This is a genomic window from Streptomyces sp. NTD91, assembly GCF_059510455.1.
Genome location: NZ_JCAJZW010000009.1, coordinates 166,200 through 184,956, shown reverse-complemented (window position 1 = coordinate 184,956; position 18,757 = coordinate 166,200). Strand labels below are relative to the sequence as shown.

Below are 18,757 nucleotides of genomic sequence, written 5' to 3'. Positions count from 1 at the left end.
CAGGTCAGGCGGCCGTCATGGCCGCCTGACCTGCGGGACACCCGATGTTCACCCGGCGGGCGGTCGTCCCCCGGGCGGTTCGCGCGCGGGATCAGCCGAGGGCGGCGTCGGGTCCGAAGCGGCTGCGTACGGCGGTCTGCACCTCCGCCTCCTCGGCGGGATCGGCGGCCAGACGGCGCAGGCGCTCCACGACCCGGGCGTCACCGGTCTCGGCGTGCCGGGCGGCGAGTTCGCGGGTGGTCTCCTCGCAGTCCCAGAGGCATTCCACGGCGAAGCCCGCGGCGAAGGAGGGGTCGGTGGCGGCCAGGGCGCGGGCGGCGCGGCCACGGAGATGCGAGGAGGCCGTCTCGCGGTAGATGTGGCGCAGTACGGGGGCCGCGCAGGCGATGCCGAGACGTCCGGCGCCGTCCACGAGGGTCCACAGCGTGGGCGCGTCGGGGCCGTCGCCGCGTACGGCCTCGCGCAGGGCACCGAGGACCAGGTCGCGGTCCCGCACGCCGCCGCGGCAGGCGAGCATGCGCCCGGCGGCGCCGCCGAGCGGGTCGGGGCGCTGGGCCCAGCGGCGCGCGCGGTCGACGGCGGCGATGCTGCGCATCCGTTCGAAGGCGTCGACGGCGGCCTCGACGACGACGCTCGTGCCGTCGGCGACGGCCGCCTCGATCAGGTCGAGGGCGTCGGGGTCGTTGCCGTCGGCGAGATAGCGCAAGGCCGTACAGCGCGCTCCGTCGACGCCGGTGCGGGCGGCCTGGACGATCTCCGGGCGGTCCTCGGGGCCGGCCACGGCGACCAGGCAGCGGGCGGCGGGCACGTGGAGGGCGGCACCGCGGTCCAGGCCCTGCTGGGCCCATTCGAAGACCGCGCGCACGCTCCAGTCGGGCCGGGGGCCGGTGGGTCGCATCTGACGCTGCCAGCGGTCGAAACAGCCGGTCTCCTGGGCGGCACGCACGCGTGCGGCGATCGACGGGCGCGGGTCCTCGGCCCACAGCCGCCAGGGCCGCGGCTCGAAGGCGTCGCGTACGGCGGCCGCCAGTTCGGCCTCGCCCTCGGGATCGCCGGGGAAGCGGGCCAGGACGGGTGCGGCAAGGGCGCGCAGGCCCGCGTCGTCGTCGCGCAGGGCCAGCTCGTCCAGGGCCCAGGCCCAGTTGGAGCCGTGGGCGGCGTACCTGCGCAGCAGTTCGAGCGCGTCGCGCCTGCCGTAGGAGGCGAGGTGGCCGAGCACGGCCAGGGCGAGGCCGGTGCGGGACTCGTCGGTGTCGAGGACGTCCTCGGGGTCGAAGAGGTGCGCCTCGATCGCGTCCAGTTCGCCGTTCAGGTCGAGGTGGAGGCGGGCGTAGTACAGGGAGCGGTTCTCCACCTGCCAGTCGTGGCGGGGATCGCGCAGCACGCAGTGGTCGAGGGCCGCGAGCGCCTCGGCGCGCGGGGCGGTGAGCGCGTGCAGTGTGCCGTCGCCGCGGCCCCGCTGGAGCAGGCCGAGCAGCGTACCGCTGGGCGCTATGACCGGATCGAACATGGGAAACAGCCTCACATCAAGCGTCGACACAACCGGGGAACACGCATTACCTGGCCGCGTGACACAACGTCGGAGCGCCCGCCGTCTCTTGCTTGCTGAAGACCATCTCTCTCTGCCTCTCGTCGGTGGCCCATGCGGGCCGCATCACGGCCCGCGCGGTGCGGCAACGCCTGCCCAGCCATCGCGTCCGTGAATCACGTCGTCATGATGACCCGGCGGTTTGCGCTGCCGCGACCGTATTTCCGGCGGCCCTGTACCGCCTCCCCCGTTTTCCGTGTCGTAGCTGGTCAGGACATGCGCGTCAATGCGCGCCGAACAGCTCCAGAAGTTCCGTCTTGCCGAACATGCGGGCGGTGTCGACGGCCGACGGCGTGCCCGCGGCGGGGTCGGCGCCGCCCTCCAGGAGGGCTTTGATCACGTCCGTCTCGCCCTTGAACACGGCGCCCGCGAGCGGGGTCTGACCCCGGTCGTTGACCTGGTCCGCCGCGGCGCCCCGCGCGAGCAGGGCGCGCACCGCGTCGGCGTGGCCGTGGTAGGCCGCGAGCATCACGAGGGAGTCGCCGCGGTCGTTGGTGAGGTTGGCCGGCACGCCGGCGTCGACGTACGCCACGAGCGCCTCGGTCTGGCCCCGCCGGGCCAGGTCGAAGATCTTGGTCGCCAGCTCCACGACCTCGGGGTCGGGGGCTTCACTCATCGGCGGACCACCTCTCGTGCAGACTTCTGGAACTTCGGGGAGCGTACGGCACGCGAGCGGAACACGGCCGTACGAGTGAATCGCCAGCGTACTGGCTCGTGCGGCACATGACCCGGTGTGCCCGAGGTAAGGATCGTCGATGGGCCCGCCGGGACGACCGACCCGCCCGGCCGCGCAGGAGCCGTCCACCAGATGGGCGAAATCGCCAGAAGTTCACCCGATTGCACCTTTAATCGTATGGATACATGGTGTGATTCTGGAAGAACTCAGGGTGACTGTCCCTCTCCACACCAGGAGGCCTCAAATGATCCTCTCCATGTCCGGCGTCGTCCTGCTCGGCACCGTCGTGTTCGTGTTCTTCCGCAAGGACGGACTCAAGGGTTCGCACGCGTGCGTCTCGGCCCTGTTCGGCTTCTACCTGTCGAGCACGGGCATCGCTCCGAGCATCAAGGCGGGCGGGGACAGCCTCGCGAGCCTCCTCGGCGGAATCAAGTTCTGAGTCCGCCCGCCCACCGGCACGCACGCACGCAGCAACAGGAGACAGCAGTGGCCCGGCGCCCTCTCCCCCGCATTCTGAGCAAGGACAGCGCCCAGATCGCCCGGACGCAGCTCGCCAGGAGCCGGGAGCTGGCCCGGACGGCGGCCGACGGTGCCACCGACGTCCTCCATCCGCTGATCACGGTCACGCGCGGGCTGCGCCGGCTGGCCTCGGTCGGGCGGCGCAGGTGGGCCGACACGCCCAAGGACAAGCGGGGGCCGCTGCTGTTCCTGGTGGCCTGCGTGATCTTCGCCGTGACGCTGGTGCCGTACGGGCCGCTGCTCGCCGTCGTCACCGCGCTGGCGGCAGCCGCCTGGCAGGGGCGCGAGCACACCCCGCCGGCCCCCGAGAGCCCCGACGAGTCCCGGACCGAACGGCTCCAGTCGCTCTACGACGCCCTGGTGCCCTACTTCTCCAGCCCCGCCGACCCGGCGCCGCTGTACGCGCACGGCGGAGTGTGGGAGAAGGGGTTCACCTCCCACGAGTTCGACGACGCCGGGCGTGTCGGCCACCTCGTGATCCGCTACCCCGCGTACTTCCCGGACGGCGAGCCCGAGGCCCGCGCCCGGATCGAGCACCTGCTCGCCGCGAAGGCCGGCCGGGGCCGCGAGTACCGCTTCGCGTGGGACGAGGAGGGCAACCAGCTCACCGTCACCGCCCTGCCTCCGCTGCCCACCGACATCCCGGCCCAGCACTTCGTGATCGCGCCGGGCGAGATCGTGCTCGGCTTCACCGACCCGGGCGAGGTCCACCGCACGCTCCCTCTCTCCTACCGAGAGGAACGGATCGACGTACCGCCGGTCGTCTGGCGCACCGGCATCCGCTCCACCGAGCCGCACCTGCTCGCCATCGGGCATCCCGGCAGCGGTGCCTCGACCCTGCTGCGCTCGATCGCGCTGCAGGCCCTGCGCTTCGGCGACGTCCTGATCGTCGACGGCGGCGGCACCGGCGAGTACGCCTGCCTGACCGGCCGGGAGGGCGTACTGACCGTGGAGTGCGCGTTGCCCGGGGCGCTGGCCAGCCTGGAGTGGGCCGCGCAGGAGACCGAGCGGCGGCTCATCGCCATCAACCTGGCCCGGCAGGCCGGCGACCCGCCGCCCGCCGACGCCCGGCGCCCCCTGTGGATCCTGCTGGACCGCCCCTCCGTCTTCGCCCACCTCGCCACGGCCGACGGCCGCAAGGACCCGCAGACGCTGCTCCAGGTGCCGCTGCGGCACGGCCGGGCGGCGAACGTGACGGTCGTGGTGGCCGAGCAGTTCGACGGGGAGGACTCCTTGAGCGACGCGGTACGGCAGCACACACGGGCGCGTGTCGTGCTCGGGCCCATGGCCCCCCGGCAGGTGGAGGAGGTCCTGGGTGCTCCGCCGCATACCACGCCGCTGGGACATGTACCGCCGGGGCGTGGATACGCGCGGCTGGGGTCGGGGCCGGTGCACCGCGTCCAGGTGCCGCGTACGCCGGATCCGTACGACGACGCGACGAGCGATGCCGACCGGCAGGCGGTGCTGGAGCTGCTGCCCGCGCGGGCCACGGCTCTGGAGGCACAGCCGACGGATCTCACGAAGCCGGAGGTCGAAGCGGCCCCGGTGAGTGCGGAGGTCATGGCCGCGGAGCGTTCGTAGGTTCCTGCCGCCCCGAGCCATCGGGCGCTCGGCCTACGCCACGAACGTGCGCGGTGCCTCCGCGCCCCCCGTACCGCCCGTCTCCACCAGGCGGGCCGCCGCCGCCAGGCGGACCGCAGCCTCCTCCGCCACCGCTCCCCCGACCGTGAACGGCAGCCGGAGATAGCCCTCGAAGGCGCCGTCCACACCGAACCGCGGGCCGGACGGAACGCGGACGCCGGTCCGCTCCCCCGCCTCGGCGAGCCGGGAGCCGGACAGGCCGCCGGCGCGGACCCACAGGGTCAGACCGCCCTGCGGGACGTTGAACTCCCACGCCGGCAGCTCACGCCGGACCGCCGCCACCAGCGCGTCCCGGTTCTCCCGGGCCTGGGCCCGGCGCAGCTCCACCGCGTGCTCCCAACCGCCCGTGCTGAACAGCCAGTTGACGGCGAGCTGTTCCAGCACCGGCGTACCGAGATCGGCGTACGCCCGCGCGGCGACCAGGCTGCGGATGACGTCCGGAGCCGCCCGCACCCAGCCGATCCGCATGCCCGCCCAGAACGCCTTGCTGGCCGAGCCGACCGTGATGACGGTCGAGCCGGCCGGGTCGAAGGCGCAGACCCGGCGCGGCATCCGGCCGTCTGCGAACTCCTCGTCCAGCCACAGCTCGGTCATCGTCTCGTCGGCGACGAGCACCGTGCCGGCCGAGCGCGCCGCGTCCACCAGACGCCGCCGCTGGTCCTCGTCGGCGAGCGCGCCGGTGGGGTTGTGGAAGTCGGCGACGACATAGGCGAGTCGGGGCGCGGCCTCGCGCAGGACCTGACGCCAGCGGTCCAGGTCCCAGCCGGACAGGCCCTCGGCCATCGCGACGGGCACCAGGCGTGCGCCCGCCTCCCGCATCAGCTGCAGGATGTTCGCGTAGGAGGGGGACTCCACGGCGATCCGCTCGCCACGCCCCGCGAAGAGATGGCAGATCGCGTCGATGGCGCCCATCGCGCCGGTCGTCACCATGATCTGCTCGGGCATGGTGGGGATGCCGCACGCCGTGTACCGCTCGGCGATCATCGCGCGCAACGCGGGGAGGCCCGCCGGGTAGTCGCCGTGCGTGTGGGCGTACGGAGGCAGTTCCTCCAGGGCGCCCTGCACGGCGCGGGTGAGCCAGGGCTCGGGGGCCGGGAGCGAGGCACAGCCGAGGTCGATCATCGAGCCGAGGGCCTCGGGCGGCAGGGGTTCGAGCCCGCGGGCGGGCAGCGGGTTCCCGGCCGGTACCGCGGTCCAGCTGCCGGCTCCGCGCCGGGACTCGAGGAAGCCCTCGGTGCGCAAGGCCTCGTAGGCCGCGGCGACGGTGGTGCGGCTCACGGACAGGGCGAGAGCCAGCTCGCGCTCGGCGGGCAGACGGGCGGCCACCGGGACGCGCCCTTCGAGCACCAGCAGGCGGATGCCGTCGGCGAGGGCACGGTAGGCCGGTGGACGGCGGGTCCCGGGGCCGGCCGGGCGGTGCTGCTGGGACTTGAGAAGCCGGGCGAGCTGCGCGGCACCCATCGCAGAGGTCCACTGCGCCATGAAGATCAGTCCACCTTCCCCGGATTGGCCATGGATGGCGATTGCCACCGAGCCACAGAGTGACATGCACCAGGCCACCGCCACCACCCAGGGGGGTACGTCGTGTCCACTCCGCGCCGTCTCGGACGACGCCTGATCCAGCTGTACGCCGGGCTCGCCCTCTACGGCGCCAGTTCCGCCCTTCTCGTCGACGCGGGCCTGGGTCTCGAACCCTGGAACGTGCTGCACCAGGGCCTCGCCCGGCTCACCGGGCTGACGATCGGGGTGGTGTCGATCGTCGTGGGGGCCGCGGTGCTGCTCCTGTGGATCCCGCTGCGCCAGCGCCCCGGGCTCGGCACGGTCTCGAACGTCTTCGTCGTCGGGCTGGCCATGGACGGCACCCTCGCGCTCGTCCCGGCCCCGAACGCGCTGACCGTGCGCGTCCCGCTGTTGCTCGCGGGGATCGTGTCGAACGGCGCGGCGACCGGCCTGTACATCGCGGCACGCTTCGGTCCTGGCCCGCGCGACGGCCTGATGACGGGCCTGCACCGGCGCACCGGCCGCTCCATCCGCGTGATGCGGACGGGGCTCGAGGTGGCGGTGGTGGTCACCGGGTTCCTGCTGGGCGGCACCGTCGGTGTCGGCACCGTGCTGTACGCGGTGTCCATCGGCCCGCTGGCACAGCTGTTCCTGAGGGTGTTCGCCGTTCCCCCGGCACCGAGTCGCAGCACGGTGGTTGCCGGTCCGACACCGGAAGGGGCGATACTGCGTCCGTGACCCTCGCTACACCGCCCCTGCGCCACCCCTATCTCGACCATCCCGGACCGATCGCCTTCGCCCACCGGGGCGGGGCGGCCGACGGGCTGGAGAACACCCTGGCGCAGTTCCGGCGCGCGGCCGAGATGGGCTACCGCTACATGGAGACCGACGTGCACGCCACGGCCGACGGCCGGCTCGTCGCCTTCCACGACTCGACGCTGGACCGCGTCACCGACGGCGCGGGCCGGATCGCGGATTTGCCGTGGGAGGACGTGCGGCACGCGCGCGTGGCCGGCCGTGAACCGGTGCCGCTGTTCGAGGAGTTGTTGGAGACCTTCCCCGAGGTCCGCTGGAACGTCGACGTCAAGGCGGAGCCCGCCCTGCGCCCCACGCTCGACCTCATCGAGCGCATGGGCGTCTGGGACCGGGTCTGCGTGGGTTCGTTCTCCGAGGCGCGTGTGCTGCGGGCCCAACGCCTGGCCGGGCCGCGGTTGGCCACCTCGTTCGGCACGCGCGGGGTGCTGAGCCTGCGGCTGCGCTCATGGGGACTGCCGGCCGCCGTGCGCCGCTCCGCCGTCGCCGCCCAGGTGCCCGAGGCCCAGTCGGGCGTCCCGGTGGTCGACCACCGCTTCGTCCGCGCCGCCCACGCGCGCGGGCTGCACGTGCACGTGTGGACGATCAACGAACCCGGGCGCATGCACCGGCTCCTGGACCTCGGAGTCGATGGCATCATGACCGATCACATCGACACGTTGCGCAAGGTCATGGAGGACCGGGGCGTCTGGGTCTGACCGACCGGCGGCCGGCCCGAGCCTTCGCGCCTGAGCAGTTGAGCGGGGAAGCGAGGGCAGGGGTGGGCACGGACACCTTGCGGACGGGGACGGCGGTCGACACCGCCGACCTCAGACGCGAACAGCGCGGCTGGTACTTCTACGACTGGGCCTGCTCGGTCTATTCGACGAGCGTGGTGACGGTGTTCCTCGGGCCGTACCTCACGGCGGTCGCCAAGCAAGCCGCGGACGGTGACGGCTATGTGCATCCGCTGGGCGTCCCGGTACGGGCGGGCTCCTTCTTCGCCTATTCGGTGTCGCTGTCGGTGATCGTGGCGGTCGTGGTGATGCCGCTCGTGGGCAGCCTGGCCGACCGTACGGGCCGCAAGAAGCCGCTGCTCGCGGCGGCGGCGTACACCGGGGCGGCCGCGACCACGGGCATGTTCTTCCTGGACGGCGACCGGTATCTGCTCGGCGGGCTGCTCCTGGTGGTGGCGAACGCGGCGCAGTCCGTCGGCATGATGCTCTACAACTCCTACCTGCCGCAGATCGCCCCGCCCGAGGAGCGCGACGCGGTCTCGTCGCGGGGCTGGGCCTTCGGCTACGCCGCGGGCTCCACAGTCCTGGTCGCCAACCTGGTCCTGTACTCGGCGCACGACTCCTTCGGCCTGACCGAGACGGCCGCGGTCCGGGTCTGTCTGGCCTCCGCGGGCCTGTGGTGGGGCGCCTTCACGCTCGTACCGCTGCGCAGGCTGCGCGACCGGCACGCGCGCGTGGAGCGCTCGGCGGCGCCCGGGCTCCGGCAGCTGGCGGGGACGGTCCGTGACATGCGCAGGCATCCGCTGACGCTGGCCTTCCTGCTGGCGTACCTCGTCTACAACGACGGCATCCAAACGGTGATCACGCAGGCCTCCGTCTACGGTTCGCAGGAACTGGGGCTCGGCCAGTCGACATTGATCATGGCGGTGCTGCTGGTGCAGGTGCTGGCGGTGGCCGGAGCGCTGGCGATGGGGCGACTGGCCCGGACGTACGGCGCTCAGCGGACGATACTGGGCTCGCTCGTGGCGTGGACGGTCACCCTGGCCGCCGGCTACTTCCTGCCCGCGAAGGCCCCGGCGTTCTTCTTCGTCCTGGCCGCCGGGATCGGGCTCGTCCTCGGCGGCAGCCAGGCGCTGTCCCGGTCGCTGTTCTCCCATCTCGTGCCGCCCGGCAAGGAGGCCGAGTACTTCTCGGCGTACGAGCTGAGCGACCGCGGGATGAGCTGGCTGGGACCGCTGCTGTTCGGCGTGACCTACCAGCTGACCGGGAGCTACCGGTCCGCGATCATCTCGCTGGTGGCGTTCTTCGTCATCGGTTTCGTGCTGCTGGCGCGGGTCCCGGTGCGGCGGGCGATCGGCGCTGCGGGCAATCCGGTTCCGGAGAAGATTTAGCGCCGATTTAGCGTTCAACACGAAAGGGCGGTAGTGTACGCCTTTGGCCTGCCAGGCGTACCGTTACTGCGCGTCAAAGATGCCGAAACGCTGGGTGACATCTGCTAGCAGATGTGACAAACCGGGCGCCGGTGGGTAGAACAAGGGGCGGCTACGACGGCGACGCATGACCCGGAACGGGACACGGAACGGGAATCTTTACCGCCGACCGGACGTTGACCGGATGACGACGACAGCGACACCTGTCCTGTGGGCGACAAGCCCGGGAGGCACGATTCATGAGTGAGCGAGCTCTTCGCGGTACGCGCCTCGTGGTGACCAGCTACGAGACGGACCGCGGTATCGACCTGGCTCCGCGCCAGGCCGTGGAGTACGCATGCGAGAAGGGGCACCGCTTCGAGATGCCCTTCTCGGTCGAGGCGGAGATTCCGCCGGAGTGGGAGTGCAAGGTCTGCGGAGCCCAGGCACTCCTCGTCGACGGCGACGGCCCTGAGGAGAAGAAGGCCAAGCCCGCGCGTACCCATTGGGACATGCTGATGGAGCGGCGCACCCGTGAGGAGCTCGAAGAGGTCCTCGAGGAGCGCCTGGCGGTTCTGCGCTCGGGGGCGATGAACATCGCCGTTCATCCTCGGGACAGCCGCAAGTCCGCCTAGTCCTGCGGGGCCGGGCCGGGGCACAGCGCATACGAAGACCGCGGGCGCCGTACGTGATGCACGTACGGCGCCCGCGGTCGTTCCGTCTTTCCGCGGAGCCGCTCAGCGGGACAACGGCGGACGCTGCTGCTCCCCCGGTTCGGGCCCGTCCTCCCGGATGACCTCGCCCGGCACCACCTTGCCGTCGGGGCGGTGCATGCGGGCCTGCTGGAAGGCGTCGCCGAGGCTGCCCGGGGCCGCCCCGCGCAGCCGCTTGTCCAGGGCGCTCTCCGTGTACCGGCTCACGGCCTTCTGCACCGGCGGGAGCAGCAGGAGCAGACCCGCGGCGTCCGACAGGACACCGGGGATCATCAGCAGCAGGCCACCGAGCATCGTCAGGCCGTTGCCGCCGCCGCGCTCCGGTGAACCTCCGCCTCGCACCGCCTCGTTCAGGCTCTGGAAGGCGCGGCGGCCCGCCCTCTTGATGACCGCGGAGCCCGCCACGAGACCCGCGACGAGCAGCAGGAACACGGCGAGCCCGCCGACCGCGTCCGCGACCAGGGTCAGCAGCCAGATCTCCAGCACCAGCCAGGCGGCGCCCCCCAGCGGCAGATACCTGCGCAGCCGGGGGCGCCGGGGCCGGGCGGTGTACGAAGAGGTGGGAGCGCCAGTCGTCATGCCCCCAGTGTGCCTGGCGGCGACTCAGCGCGGGATAAGGGCCTGATCGGCCGGAGGGGGGCGCTGCTACTTGGCGCGCTTGTCCTTGCCGGTGAGCCGGGCGTACCGCTCCCCCGCGCCCCAGGCGGTGACCCGCCACAGCGCCTCGATGAGGATGTCCTTGCTCATCTTGGAGTCGCCCAGCTCGCGCTCGACGAAGGTGATCGGCACCTCGACCACGTGGTAGCCGGCCTTGACCGCGCGGCGGGCGAGGTCCACCTGGAAGCAGTAGCCCTGCGAGGCGACCTGTTCCAGGCCGAGCCCCTCGAGCGTCTCACGGCGGAACGCGCGGTAGCCGCCGGTGATGTCGCGCAGCGGGAGGTCGAGGGCGAGCCGGGAGTAGAGGCTGCCGCCCCGGGAGATGAACTCGCGGGACTTGGGCCAGTTCACCACGCGGCCGCCGGGCACCCAGCGGGAGCCGAGCACCAGGTCGGCACTCTTGAGGGCGGTGAGCAGCCGGGGCAGTTCCTCGGGCTGGTGGGAGCCGTCGGCGTCCATCTCGACCAGCACGCCGTAGCCGCGCTCCAGGCCCCAGCGGAAGCCCGCGAGGTAGGCGGCGCCCAGGCCCTCCTTGCCCTTGCGGTGCATCACCTGGACGTTTCCGTCGTCGGCGGCCAGTTCGTCGGCGAGCTTGCCGGTGCCGTCGGGGCTGTTGTCGTCCGCGATCAGTACGTGCGCCTCTGGGACGGCCTTGCGCACCCGGCCGACGATGGTCTTGATGTTCTCCGCCTCGTTGTAGGTCGGAATGATCACCAAAGCCGTGCCGAGCGGACCGAACTGCCTCCCCTGGGCCTTGGCCTCGAGGGTCCCGTCGCCGTCGTTCACTGCTGCCCCTTCTGGTCGTACGCAGGGGTCCACCATAGTGGCCGCCGCATGGGAAGACGGCACGCGTCGTTCGTATGGGGGTGTCGATTCCGCAAGAGCGGGGTAAGAATGCGTTTTTCGGTACCCTCCCGGCCCCTGCGGATGGGGGCCCGGCGCCCTTCGGGCCGACCTGGGACCCGCTGGCTGCGGATCGACCGAAAGCCGTTGTCTACTGAGCGCACGGGCCCCACCCGGGTCACACCTTGCCGACCGGCCGGAGCGCTCCCTCGGCGGCGCGGGCGCTGAGCCTGGCTCCCAGTGACGGTGTCCCGGTGCGGCACACCGTCCCTGACCCAGCGGCGCTGCGCCGAGTTGCGCGAACGCTCCCCGGTCGGGCGTCCGGTGGTGGACTCGGACGAACCTACCGGCCCCCGACCGCCGACTGTCAATAGCCGCCTGACCTGCGGCAATACGCGGACGGCCGCATTCGCCGGGGAGGATGCGCAGGTGGGGCGGCGGGACGGCGGCGGCCGCCCGCCGTCGCGCCACCCCCGTAGATCACTCGCCCGGCCGTACGAAAACCGTCCGTCCGCCGACCACCGTGCGCAGACAGACCGGCAGGTCACGGCCCGGGGTGAGATCGGGCAGGCCGGGCGTGCCGGAGCGCGGGTCGGTCGACCAGCGGGCCACCCGGTCGTCGGGGGCCTGGACGACCAGCTCGCCGGTGCGCCAGACGGCGTAGTCGGCGGGCGCGCCCGGCACCAGGACGCCCGCGTCGTCCCGGCCCACGGCCCGCCAGCCGCCGCGCGTGTGCGCGGTGAACGCGGCGCGGACGGAGACCCGGTGCTCGGGCGTGCGGTGGAAAGCGGCGGCGCGGACGGTGCCCCACGGGTCGAGCGGGGTGACCGGGCTGTCGGAGCCGAAGGCGAGTGGCACACCGGCGCGCAGCAGGGCCGCGAAGGGGTTGAGGGTGCGGGCCCGCTCGGCGCCCAGCCGGCGGGCGTACATGCCGTCCTCACCGCCCCACAGCGCGTCGAAGGCGGGCTGCACTGAGGCGATCAGGCCCAGCTCGGCGAAGCCGGCGACGGTCTCGGCGGTGAGCATCTCGGCGTGCTCGACACGATGGCGGGCGGCCCGGATCCGGGCGAGGCCGACCTTCTCGGCGGCGGCGCGCACGCCCGCGACGACGGCGGTCACGGCCGCGTCGCCGATGGCGTGGAACCCGGCCTGCAGTCCCGCCTCGGTGCAGGCGACGACGTGGGCGGCGACGGCGTCCGCGTCCAGGTAGGCGGTGCCGGCGTGGTCGGCGTCGGCGTACGGCTCGTGCAGACAGGCGGTGTGCGAGCCGAGGGCGCCGTCGGCGAAGAGGTCGCCGGCGGCGCCGGCCGCGCCCAGTTCGCACGCCTTGTCGGCGTTCTGCTCGGCCCAGTAGCCGACGACCCGGGGGGCCGGGGCCTCTGCGGCGAGCTTCAGGAGGGCGGTGAAGTCGTCCTCGGAGGAGATCTGCGGTCCGCCGCACTCGTGCACCGAGCCGATGCCGAGCGAGGCCGCCTGGGCGAGGGCGGCACGCTGGGCCTCGGCACGCTGGACGGGGCCGACGGCCGCGAGAGCGGCCTTGCGGACGGCGTGGTGGGCGTCGGCGGTCAACGGGCCGTCCCCCGGCACCGTTCCGGGCACGAGGTCGAGCAGTGCCGTGGTGACGACCGCCGAGTGCACGTCGATGCGCGAGAGGTACAGCGGGCGGCCGCCGGCGGCCTCGTCGAGTTCGGCGCGGGTCGGCGGCCGGCCGCCGGGCCAGCGGGCGGCGTCCCAGCCGTGGCCGAGCAGGACGCGGTCGTCCGGGCGGGCGGCGGCGAAGTCGCGCACCAGGGCCAGGGCCGCCTCCAGCGAGGGGGCGCCGGACAGGTCCAGGCCCGTCAGGGCGAGACCGGTGGCGGTGGTGTGCACATGGGCGTCGGTGAAGGCGGGTGTGACGAGGGCGCCGTCGAGGTCGATCACCTCGTCCACGTTCCCGGCGAAGGCGTCGGCGGCGCCCTCGGAGCCGACCCAGGCGACGTGGCCGCGTTCCACCACCATCGCCGTGGCGAAGGGGTCCGCGGGGCTGTGCACCTCGCCGCGGCGCAGGAGGACGGTCTTGGGGGGCTCGGCGGTGCTGTCACTCATGGCGGACAGTTTCCCGCCCCGGGCGGCGCCGGCGGTACCCGGGGCACGCCCGGCACCCGTGCGGTGCTCAGATCCGGGGCGGCCGGGCCTCGTACGGCGTCGACAGGACCACCGTCGTGCGGGTCGACACACCAGCCAGGCTGCGCAGCCGGGCGAGCAGCTCCTCCAGTTCGTGCGGGGTGGCCACCCGCACCTTGAGGATGTAGTTCTCGTCGCCCGCGACGCTGTGGCAGGCCTCGATCTCGGGGACGCCGGCGAGGCGGTCAGCGATGTCGTCCGGGGCGCTGGGGTCGAACGGTTTCACCGAGATGAACGCGGTGAGCGGCAGCCCGACGGCCTCGGGGTCGACCACCGCGGCGTATCCGCGGATGACGCCACGCTGTTCCAGTCGGCGCACCCGCTGGTGCACGGCCGAGGTGGACAGGCCCGTGGCCTTGCCCAGGTCTGTGTAGCTCATCCGCCCGTCCTTGACGAGCAGCTGCACGATCTGTCGGTCCAGCTCCTCCATGGCGCCAAAACCTACAGTGCACCTGATCTCCTGGGATAGCCGAGAGCGCAGGTCATGGCCGCTTCGAGGTAAAAAGCAGCGTGAAACGCCCAGAGCACGCACCTGCATCCGGCATGTGACGAACGCCACACCGCCCGGACAGGCTCCGTGATGCTCCCGTGATTACCGCCGACGGCGGACGGGAAGTGCTTGCTGTGGTCGAGGCCGCAGCGCCGTAACGGCCCAGCCTTAGGGGGAGAATCCCATGCAGAGTGTCCATCGCCCTGGTCGATCCGCGTCCAAGCGGCAGCAGCCGGTCGTCGAGCCCGAGCCGGAGGGCGTCGAACCCGACGCCTACGACGACGAAGCGGACACCTACGACACCTTCGAGATGTACCGAGTGATCTGCCCGGACTGCGCCCAGCCGATCGCGCTGCTGGCGGACGAGCAGGTCCTGCCGGAGCACGCGCTGTGCGCCTCGCCGTGGAATCCGTTCGGGCTCACGGTCTGCGCCGGCACGGGCCGGGCCGCGGCGGACGCGCACCCCGCGGACGAGTCCGTCGTGCCGCAGGAGCAGGACACCGCCCTGCTGCTGACGCTCCCCCAGGGTCTGAACTGGCGGACGCAGCCCTTCTCGCACGTCGGCGGCCCGGGCTCGCGCCCGATGCGCGTGCCGACGATGCGCCGCCAGGCCGCCTGAGCCGCCTCCCGCACCCGGCCTGCACCATGGCGCGCAGGCCGTCGTGGTGCAGGGCCGGCGTGTCCGGTCCGCCGGGACAACGGCCCCGTGCGAAGCACCCCTGCCGGGGAACGGCCGGTGGAGGGCACGCCGGTGGCCGGGATGGCCGGAGCCGGGAGGAGACGTCGCTGAACTGACGCCCGATTCCACGGGACGGTGACCTGCCGGGGGGCTGCGGCGTTGCCCAGGCATGACCCCCATGCACTCGGTCACCGGGCGTCAGCGCCGCATCTTCGTCCCGCGTCCGGCAGCATCGGTTCCACCGCCCGTACCGCAGGACCCGCCCATCTACCGCGATCTCATGCGGACCTGGGCCGACCGGGGCCGGACGCTGCCGGGCCGCCACGACCCGGAGTGGACCAGGCTGGCGGCCCCGACGGTTCTCGAGGGACAGTTCAGCGACCTTCGGGTCCCGCCACGTGACGGGCGATGACCATCCGCTGGATCTGGTTGGTGCCCTCGACGATCTGCAGCACCTTGGCCTCGCGCATGTACCGCTCGGCCGGGAAGTCGGCGGTGTAGCCGTAGCCGCCGAGTATCTGCACGGCGTCCGTGGTGACCTTCATGGCCGTGTCGGTGCAGTACAGCTTGGCCATGGCGGCCTGCTTGGCGAACGGCTTGCCGGCGTCGCGCAGCCGGGCTGCCGCGAGGTACAGGGCGCGGCCCGCCTCGATCTGGGTGGCCATGTCGGCGAGCATGAAGCGCAGGCCCTGGAAGTCGGCGATGGGACGGCCGAACTGCCGGCGCTGGGTGGCGTAGGCGACCGCCTCGTCCAGGGCGGCCTGGGCGAGCCCGATCGCGCAGGCCGCGATGCCGAGCCGGCCGGAGTCGAGGGCGGACAGGGCGATGAAGAAGCCCTGACCCTCCTCGCCGATCCGCCGGTCGTCGGCGACCCGGACGCCGTCGAAGTGCACCTGCGCGGTGGGCGAGCCCTTCAGGCCCATCTTCTTCTCGGGCACCGCACCGCTCACTCCGGGCGCGTCCCCGGGCACCAGGAATGCGGTGATCCCGCGCGGGCCCTCCTCGCCGGTGCGGGCCATCACGGTGTAGAAGTCGGCGATGCCGCCGTGCGTGATCCAGGCCTTGGTGCCGTTGATCACCCATTCTCCCCCACCGTCCCGGACGGCCTTCGTGCGGAGCGAGGCCGCGTCGGAGCCGGAGGACGGCTCGGAGAGGCAGTACGCGCCGAGCCGGCCGCCGCCTAGCATGGCAGGCAGATGCTCGACCTGCTGCTGTTTGCTGCCGTAGGTGGCGAGCGCATAGCAGGCGAGCGTGTGCACGCTGACGCCCAGACCCACGGTGAGCCGGGCCATGGCCAGCTCTTCGAGGACCTGGAGGTAGACCTCGTACGGCTGGTCACCGCCACCGTGCTCGGAGTCGTACGGCAGACCGAGCAGGCCCGATTCGGACAGCAGGGTGAAGACCTCGCGCGGGAAGCGTCCCGCGTCCTCCTCCTCGGCTGCCTTCGGCCTGATCTCACGCTGGGCGATGTCCCGGACGAGGGCGAGCAGATCCCGCGCCTCCTCCGTCGGCAGCTGACGCTCCACCGGCTGCGGGTCGCGGTCGGACATGGCGACGGTCTCCTCCCTCTTTCGGGCACCGGCGGGGGCCCGTCGGGTGGGGGCAGCTCCGCCTGGTCGTTCCGGATGGCCGAAGGCGCCCCCTTCCGGGTCTCGGAAGCGGCTGACCAGCGGCGTGCGCAGTGAGTATGCCCGATCAGCGACTTCACGTCACCAGTTAACGACCGCTTACTTCAAGAATCCAGTCGGAACTCGGCACGACACCGGATCCGGGGGCGAAATCGGGGACGACAGCCTGCGCCCCCGCGCAAACGATCAGCATTTGGTGCGAACATGACAATAATGCCCGGGCCGACTCACAGGCCTCCGCCCGGCGTCTCAGGCGTCGCGGCGGGCCGGCTCCGGCGCGCGGTAGGACGGGTCCAGTTCCTCGACGGCGCGCAGGGCTCCGCCGAGCGTCTTCACCAGCAGCGCGCGCATCGTGTCGCGGGACAGCTCGGGGCGGTCGATCCAGTCCAGGGTCGCGCCCTCCACACCGCACACCCAGGACAGCAGGCTCGTCCGTGCCAGCGGCGAGATGTCACCGCGGCCGTAGGCACCTTCGGCGATGGTGGTGATGACGGCCTCGCGCACCCCGTCCCGGACGGCGTGCACCTCGGCGTCGAAACCCACACCGCCGCTGACGATGGTGCGGTAGGCCGCCTGGTGGTTCTCGGCGTAGCGCAGATAGCCGTCGATGGTCCGGTGGACGCGGTCCACGGCGGGCATCTCCAGCCCGCTCGCGGCGGAGGTGACCAGGTCGGCGACGGAGTCCTGGATGATGGCCAGGTAGTAACCGCGCTTGGACTGGAAGTAGTAGTAGATCAGCCCCTTGGCGACATGCGCCTGGCGGGCGATGTCGTCCATGGACAGCGCGTCGTAGGACGTGTCGGCGAACAACTTCCGCCCGATGGCAATGAGTTCGGCGCGGCGCGTCACCGAGCGCTCGGTGCCGCGCATCCGGGGACGGGCGAGGGCACGCTGATGCGGCGTATTCAAGGTCGACCCTGTTCCAGGCGGTCGGCGGGACCTGAGCAGTATGTCAGAACATGCCGCGCGCGTGAGCGGGTCGGGTCAGAGCAGGCCGAGTTGGCTCACGAACATCGCGACGACCGCCACGAGGACCCAGCCCATGACGTGCTCGAGGGTCTGCGGGCCGGGGTCGTGGGGGCCACCGGTGCGGGCGCGGGTGGCGGTGGCCGGGTGTGCGGTCATGTCCATTTGTCCACCTTGCCACCCGCGACGGCGTCCGCGGCGATGAGCTCGGTCACACGGTCAGCGCACACCCACCGCCGCGAGCGCCTTGCGCTGGAGCGGGCTCGGATGGGCCGGGAAGTAGAGGTAGCAGACTCCCCCGGTGCCCGAGGCCACCTTGCCGGAGGCGTTGTACCGCTTGGTGCGCAGCCAGATGTTCTCGAACTCCCGGCGCAGATACACCCGTCGGACCGCCTCGTCGCTCGGCGATGCCGGGTCGTTGGCGATCACGTCGCCGTCCGCGGTGAAGCCGATCACCGTCATCAGATGGCCGGAGGTGCCGTAACCGGCGCCGGTCAGCTCGGTCTTGAGGAACGACTGGGACGTTATGGCCGGGATGCCGGCCGCGATCAGCGTCTCCAGGTCGGTGAGCGAGGCCAGCCGCGTGACCACGCCCTGCAGGCCCTCGAACGTGGCCGCGTAGGCGGCGTTGAACGGCCAGTTGCCGCAGCCCTGGTACTGGTAGTCGTAGGTGAAACGCGCGGCGTTGTCCACCTGCGGGTCGGCATACGTCGGGTCGACCCAGGACAGTTGCTCGGGAGTGAGCCGGCCGCCCCAGTACTCGATGATCATCTGCGAGGAGGTGGGGCTGCACCATGCCTCGCCGCCGCCGTCGTACTGCGGGTACTGACCCTTGTGGATCTCCTGCGAGTAGCGCGGGACGGCCAGTTCCTGGGCGAGGCCCGGGGTGGAGGCGGGAACCGTGAAGCGGTCGGGGATGTCGGAGCCCATGGCGCCGAGCCGCCACACGGTGGGGGTCAGGTGGGTACCGGGCCTGCGGTAGAGGGTGAGGCGCAGCCGGTACGACGTCAGGCGCAGGCCGGCGCTCGCGTCGTCGATGGCGAAGGTGTCGGTCCAGATGCTGCTCTTGCCGTCGCTCTGGCCGTCCACCGAGGTCCGCTTGATGTCCTGGTCCCCGGCCGCCCAGCGGCCCATCACGTACCAGGGGGTCTCGGTGCCGTCGGAGTAGGCGCCCCGCAGTTCCACCTGGAGCCAGGTGCCGTCGGGGGTGTGCGCGTTCCAGGAGGAGACGACCTCGGTGGCGGGGACGGTGAGCCGGCGCTCCGGGGAGGTCCAGGTGGCGTACTCCCAGGTGGCGGTGGTGCCGGTGTGCGGGTCGGTGTAGTCGGTACGGCCGGCGGGGGCGCCGATCTCGACGCCGGGGCGGGCGCCCGCGACGGCCCGGACGCCCTGGGCGGCACCGAGGCGCCACTCGCGGTACGTGGTCCAGGCGTGGTAGTCGATCGGGCGGGCCGGCGCCTGACCGGTGCCGGCGGCGGACGGCCGCGCGGCGGCGGCAGCGGGGGCCGTGCCGCCGGCCACCGCCGCGGCGACGGCGACGGCGAGGACGGTTCTGCGGGACGGCTGTTGGGCTCTGCTCATGGGCGCGCTTACCCCCAGGTGTCCGGTGATCCGGTGCGGTTGTGCGCCAACTATGGAGCAGGCGGCAGGGGCCTGCCAGCACTTCGGCGCATGCCACGCAAGGAATATTGGTCTGATCCGGTGAAAGCGCCTTCCCCGGCGCGGCGGTGCCGGTGCGGGCCGGGGGTGGAGCGCG

Annotated in this window: 18 protein-coding genes; 7 read left to right on the top strand and 11 right to left on the bottom strand. The window is 72.4% G+C overall.

Going from position 1 to position 18,757, the window contains the following annotated elements; genetic code table 11:
* Positions 1-91: 91 nt before the first annotated feature.
* Positions 92-1,510 carry a HEAT repeat domain-containing protein gene (locus AC5WRT_RS13570; RefSeq protein ID WP_496093287.1) on the bottom strand — a complete coding sequence of 473 codons (1,419 nt, stop codon included), beginning with the start codon at positions 1,508-1,510 and terminating at the stop codon, positions 92-94.
* A 301-nt stretch (positions 1,511-1,811) separates the two neighbouring features.
* On the bottom strand, positions 1,812-2,204 hold the full coding sequence (locus AC5WRT_RS13565; RefSeq protein WP_496093288.1) for an ankyrin repeat domain-containing protein: 393 nt from the start codon (positions 2,202-2,204) through the stop codon (positions 1,812-1,814).
* A gap of 304 nt (positions 2,205-2,508) precedes the next feature.
* On the opposite strand from AC5WRT_RS13565, the gene AC5WRT_RS13560 reads away from it, so the two are divergent.
* Both AC5WRT_RS13560 and AC5WRT_RS13555 read left to right on the top strand, forming a co-directional pair.
* Positions 2,509-2,703 carry a hypothetical protein gene (locus AC5WRT_RS13560; RefSeq protein ID WP_496093289.1) on the top strand — a complete coding sequence of 65 codons (195 nt, stop codon included), beginning with the start codon at positions 2,509-2,511 and terminating at the stop codon, positions 2,701-2,703.
* 47 nt (positions 2,704-2,750) lie between these two features.
* Entirely contained in the window at positions 2,751-4,364 is a 1,614-nt protein-coding gene (locus AC5WRT_RS13555) for a hypothetical protein (RefSeq protein ID WP_496093290.1), read from the top strand.
* A 33-nt stretch (positions 4,365-4,397) separates the two neighbouring features.
* On the opposite strand, the gene AC5WRT_RS13550 is transcribed toward AC5WRT_RS13555, so the two are convergent.
* Complete coding sequence (locus AC5WRT_RS13550; protein WP_496093291.1) at positions 4,398-5,906, bottom strand: SCO1417 family PLP biosynthesis transcription factor; 1,509 nt, start codon at positions 5,904-5,906, stop codon at positions 4,398-4,400.
* Positions 5,907-6,008: 102 nt separating this feature from the next.
* Here AC5WRT_RS13550 and yczE point away from each other — a divergent pair, with 102 nt between their 5' ends.
* The 4 genes from yczE to AC5WRT_RS13530 all read left to right on the top strand — a co-directional run bounded on the left by yczE (position 6,009) and on the right by AC5WRT_RS13530 (position 9,497).
* The gene (gene yczE / locus AC5WRT_RS13545; RefSeq protein ID WP_496093292.1) at positions 6,009-6,662 is read left to right on the top strand and encodes a membrane protein YczE; all 654 of its coding nucleotides are present in this window, start codon (positions 6,009-6,011) and stop codon (positions 6,660-6,662) included.
* Positions 6,659-7,435, top strand: a complete 777-nt coding sequence (locus AC5WRT_RS13540) for a glycerophosphodiester phosphodiesterase family protein (protein ID WP_496093293.1) — start codon at positions 6,659-6,661, stop codon at positions 7,433-7,435. The genes yczE and AC5WRT_RS13540 overlap by 4 nt, the downstream gene beginning before the upstream one ends.
* A gap of 62 nt (positions 7,436-7,497) precedes the next feature.
* Positions 7,498-8,844 (top strand): MFS transporter, encoded by a 1,347-nt coding sequence (locus tag AC5WRT_RS13535; protein WP_496093294.1) that lies wholly within the window; start codon positions 7,498-7,500, stop codon positions 8,842-8,844.
* Positions 8,845-9,122: 278 nt separating this feature from the next.
* Positions 9,123-9,497 (top strand): RNA polymerase-binding protein RbpA, encoded by a 375-nt coding sequence (locus AC5WRT_RS13530; protein WP_003977404.1) that lies wholly within the window; start codon positions 9,123-9,125, stop codon positions 9,495-9,497.
* A 102-nt stretch (positions 9,498-9,599) separates the two neighbouring features.
* On the opposite strand, the gene fxsA is transcribed toward AC5WRT_RS13530, so the two are convergent.
* The 4 genes from fxsA to AC5WRT_RS13510 all read right to left on the bottom strand — a co-directional run bounded on the left by fxsA (position 9,600) and on the right by AC5WRT_RS13510 (position 13,668).
* On the bottom strand, positions 9,600-10,154 hold the full coding sequence (fxsA, locus tag AC5WRT_RS13525; protein WP_496100240.1) for an FxsA family membrane protein: 555 nt from the start codon (positions 10,152-10,154) through the stop codon (positions 9,600-9,602).
* Positions 10,155-10,220: 66 nt separating this feature from the next.
* A complete protein-coding gene (locus AC5WRT_RS13520) occupies positions 10,221-11,018 on the bottom strand; it encodes a polyprenol monophosphomannose synthase (protein ID WP_496093296.1) in 798 nt (265 codons plus the stop codon).
* Between the two features lie 537 nt (positions 11,019-11,555).
* Positions 11,556-13,160 (bottom strand): amidohydrolase, encoded by a 1,605-nt coding sequence (locus AC5WRT_RS13515; protein WP_496093297.1) that lies wholly within the window; start codon positions 13,158-13,160, stop codon positions 11,556-11,558.
* 67 nt (positions 13,161-13,227) lie between these two features.
* Entirely contained in the window at positions 13,228-13,668 is a 441-nt protein-coding gene (locus AC5WRT_RS13510; RefSeq protein WP_018548954.1) for an Lrp/AsnC family transcriptional regulator, read from the bottom strand.
* Positions 13,669-13,912: 244 nt separating this feature from the next.
* Here AC5WRT_RS13510 and AC5WRT_RS13505 point away from each other — a divergent pair, with 244 nt between their 5' ends.
* The gene (locus AC5WRT_RS13505) at positions 13,913-14,347 is read left to right on the top strand and encodes a hypothetical protein (RefSeq protein WP_496093298.1); all 435 of its coding nucleotides are present in this window, start codon (positions 13,913-13,915) and stop codon (positions 14,345-14,347) included.
* Between the two features lie 434 nt (positions 14,348-14,781).
* Here AC5WRT_RS13505 and AC5WRT_RS13500 read toward each other — a convergent pair whose 3' ends face one another.
* The 4 genes from AC5WRT_RS13500 to AC5WRT_RS13485 all read right to left on the bottom strand — a co-directional run bounded on the left by AC5WRT_RS13500 (position 14,782) and on the right by AC5WRT_RS13485 (position 18,582).
* Positions 14,782-15,957: an acyl-CoA dehydrogenase family protein gene (locus AC5WRT_RS13500; RefSeq protein ID WP_496100239.1), complete on the bottom strand. Its 1,176-nt coding sequence runs from the start codon at positions 15,955-15,957 to the stop codon at positions 14,782-14,784.
* Positions 15,958-16,284: 327 nt separating this feature from the next.
* Positions 16,285-16,905: a TetR/AcrR family transcriptional regulator gene (locus AC5WRT_RS13495; protein ID WP_496093437.1), complete on the bottom strand. Its 621-nt coding sequence runs from the start codon at positions 16,903-16,905 to the stop codon at positions 16,285-16,287.
* Between the two features lie 114 nt (positions 16,906-17,019).
* Complete coding sequence (locus AC5WRT_RS13490; protein ID WP_496093300.1) at positions 17,020-17,166, bottom strand: SCO1431 family membrane protein; 147 nt, start codon at positions 17,164-17,166, stop codon at positions 17,020-17,022.
* A gap of 54 nt (positions 17,167-17,220) precedes the next feature.
* A complete protein-coding gene (locus AC5WRT_RS13485; protein ID WP_496093301.1) occupies positions 17,221-18,582 on the bottom strand; it encodes a C39 family peptidase in 1,362 nt (453 codons plus the stop codon).
* Positions 18,583-18,757 lie beyond the last annotated feature (175 nt).

Coding starts and splice junctions, on each gene's coding strand:
- AC5WRT_RS13530 (WP_003977404.1), top strand. CDS start 9,123: ATGAGTGAGCGAGCTCTTCGCGGTACGCGCCTCGTGGTGACCAGCTAC.
- AC5WRT_RS13550 (WP_496093291.1), bottom strand. CDS start 5,906: ATGGCGCAGTGGACCTCTGCGATGGGTGCCGCGCAGCTCGCCCGGCTT.
- AC5WRT_RS13500 (WP_496100239.1), bottom strand. CDS start 15,957: ATGTCCGACCGCGACCCGCAGCCGGTGGAGCGTCAGCTGCCGACGGAG.
- AC5WRT_RS13505 (WP_496093298.1), top strand. CDS start 13,913: ATGCAGAGTGTCCATCGCCCTGGTCGATCCGCGTCCAAGCGGCAGCAG.
- AC5WRT_RS13485 (WP_496093301.1), bottom strand. CDS start 18,582: ATGAGCAGAGCCCAACAGCCGTCCCGCAGAACCGTCCTCGCCGTCGCC.
- AC5WRT_RS13495 (WP_496093437.1), bottom strand. CDS start 16,905: ATGCGCGGCACCGAGCGCTCGGTGACGCGCCGCGCCGAACTCATTGCC.
- AC5WRT_RS13515 (WP_496093297.1), bottom strand. CDS start 13,160: ATGAGTGACAGCACCGCCGAGCCCCCCAAGACCGTCCTCCTGCGCCGC.
- fxsA (WP_496100240.1), bottom strand. CDS start 10,154: ATGACGACTGGCGCTCCCACCTCTTCGTACACCGCCCGGCCCCGGCGC.
- AC5WRT_RS13510 (WP_018548954.1), bottom strand. CDS start 13,668: ATGGAGGAGCTGGACCGACAGATCGTGCAGCTGCTCGTCAAGGACGGG.
- AC5WRT_RS13565 (WP_496093288.1), bottom strand. CDS start 2,204: ATGAGTGAAGCCCCCGACCCCGAGGTCGTGGAGCTGGCGACCAAGATC.
- AC5WRT_RS13490 (WP_496093300.1), bottom strand. CDS start 17,166: ATGGACATGACCGCACACCCGGCCACCGCCACCCGCGCCCGCACCGGT.
- AC5WRT_RS13570 (WP_496093287.1), bottom strand. CDS start 1,510: ATGTTCGATCCGGTCATAGCGCCCAGCGGTACGCTGCTCGGCCTGCTC.
- AC5WRT_RS13560 (WP_496093289.1), top strand. CDS start 2,509: ATGATCCTCTCCATGTCCGGCGTCGTCCTGCTCGGCACCGTCGTGTTC.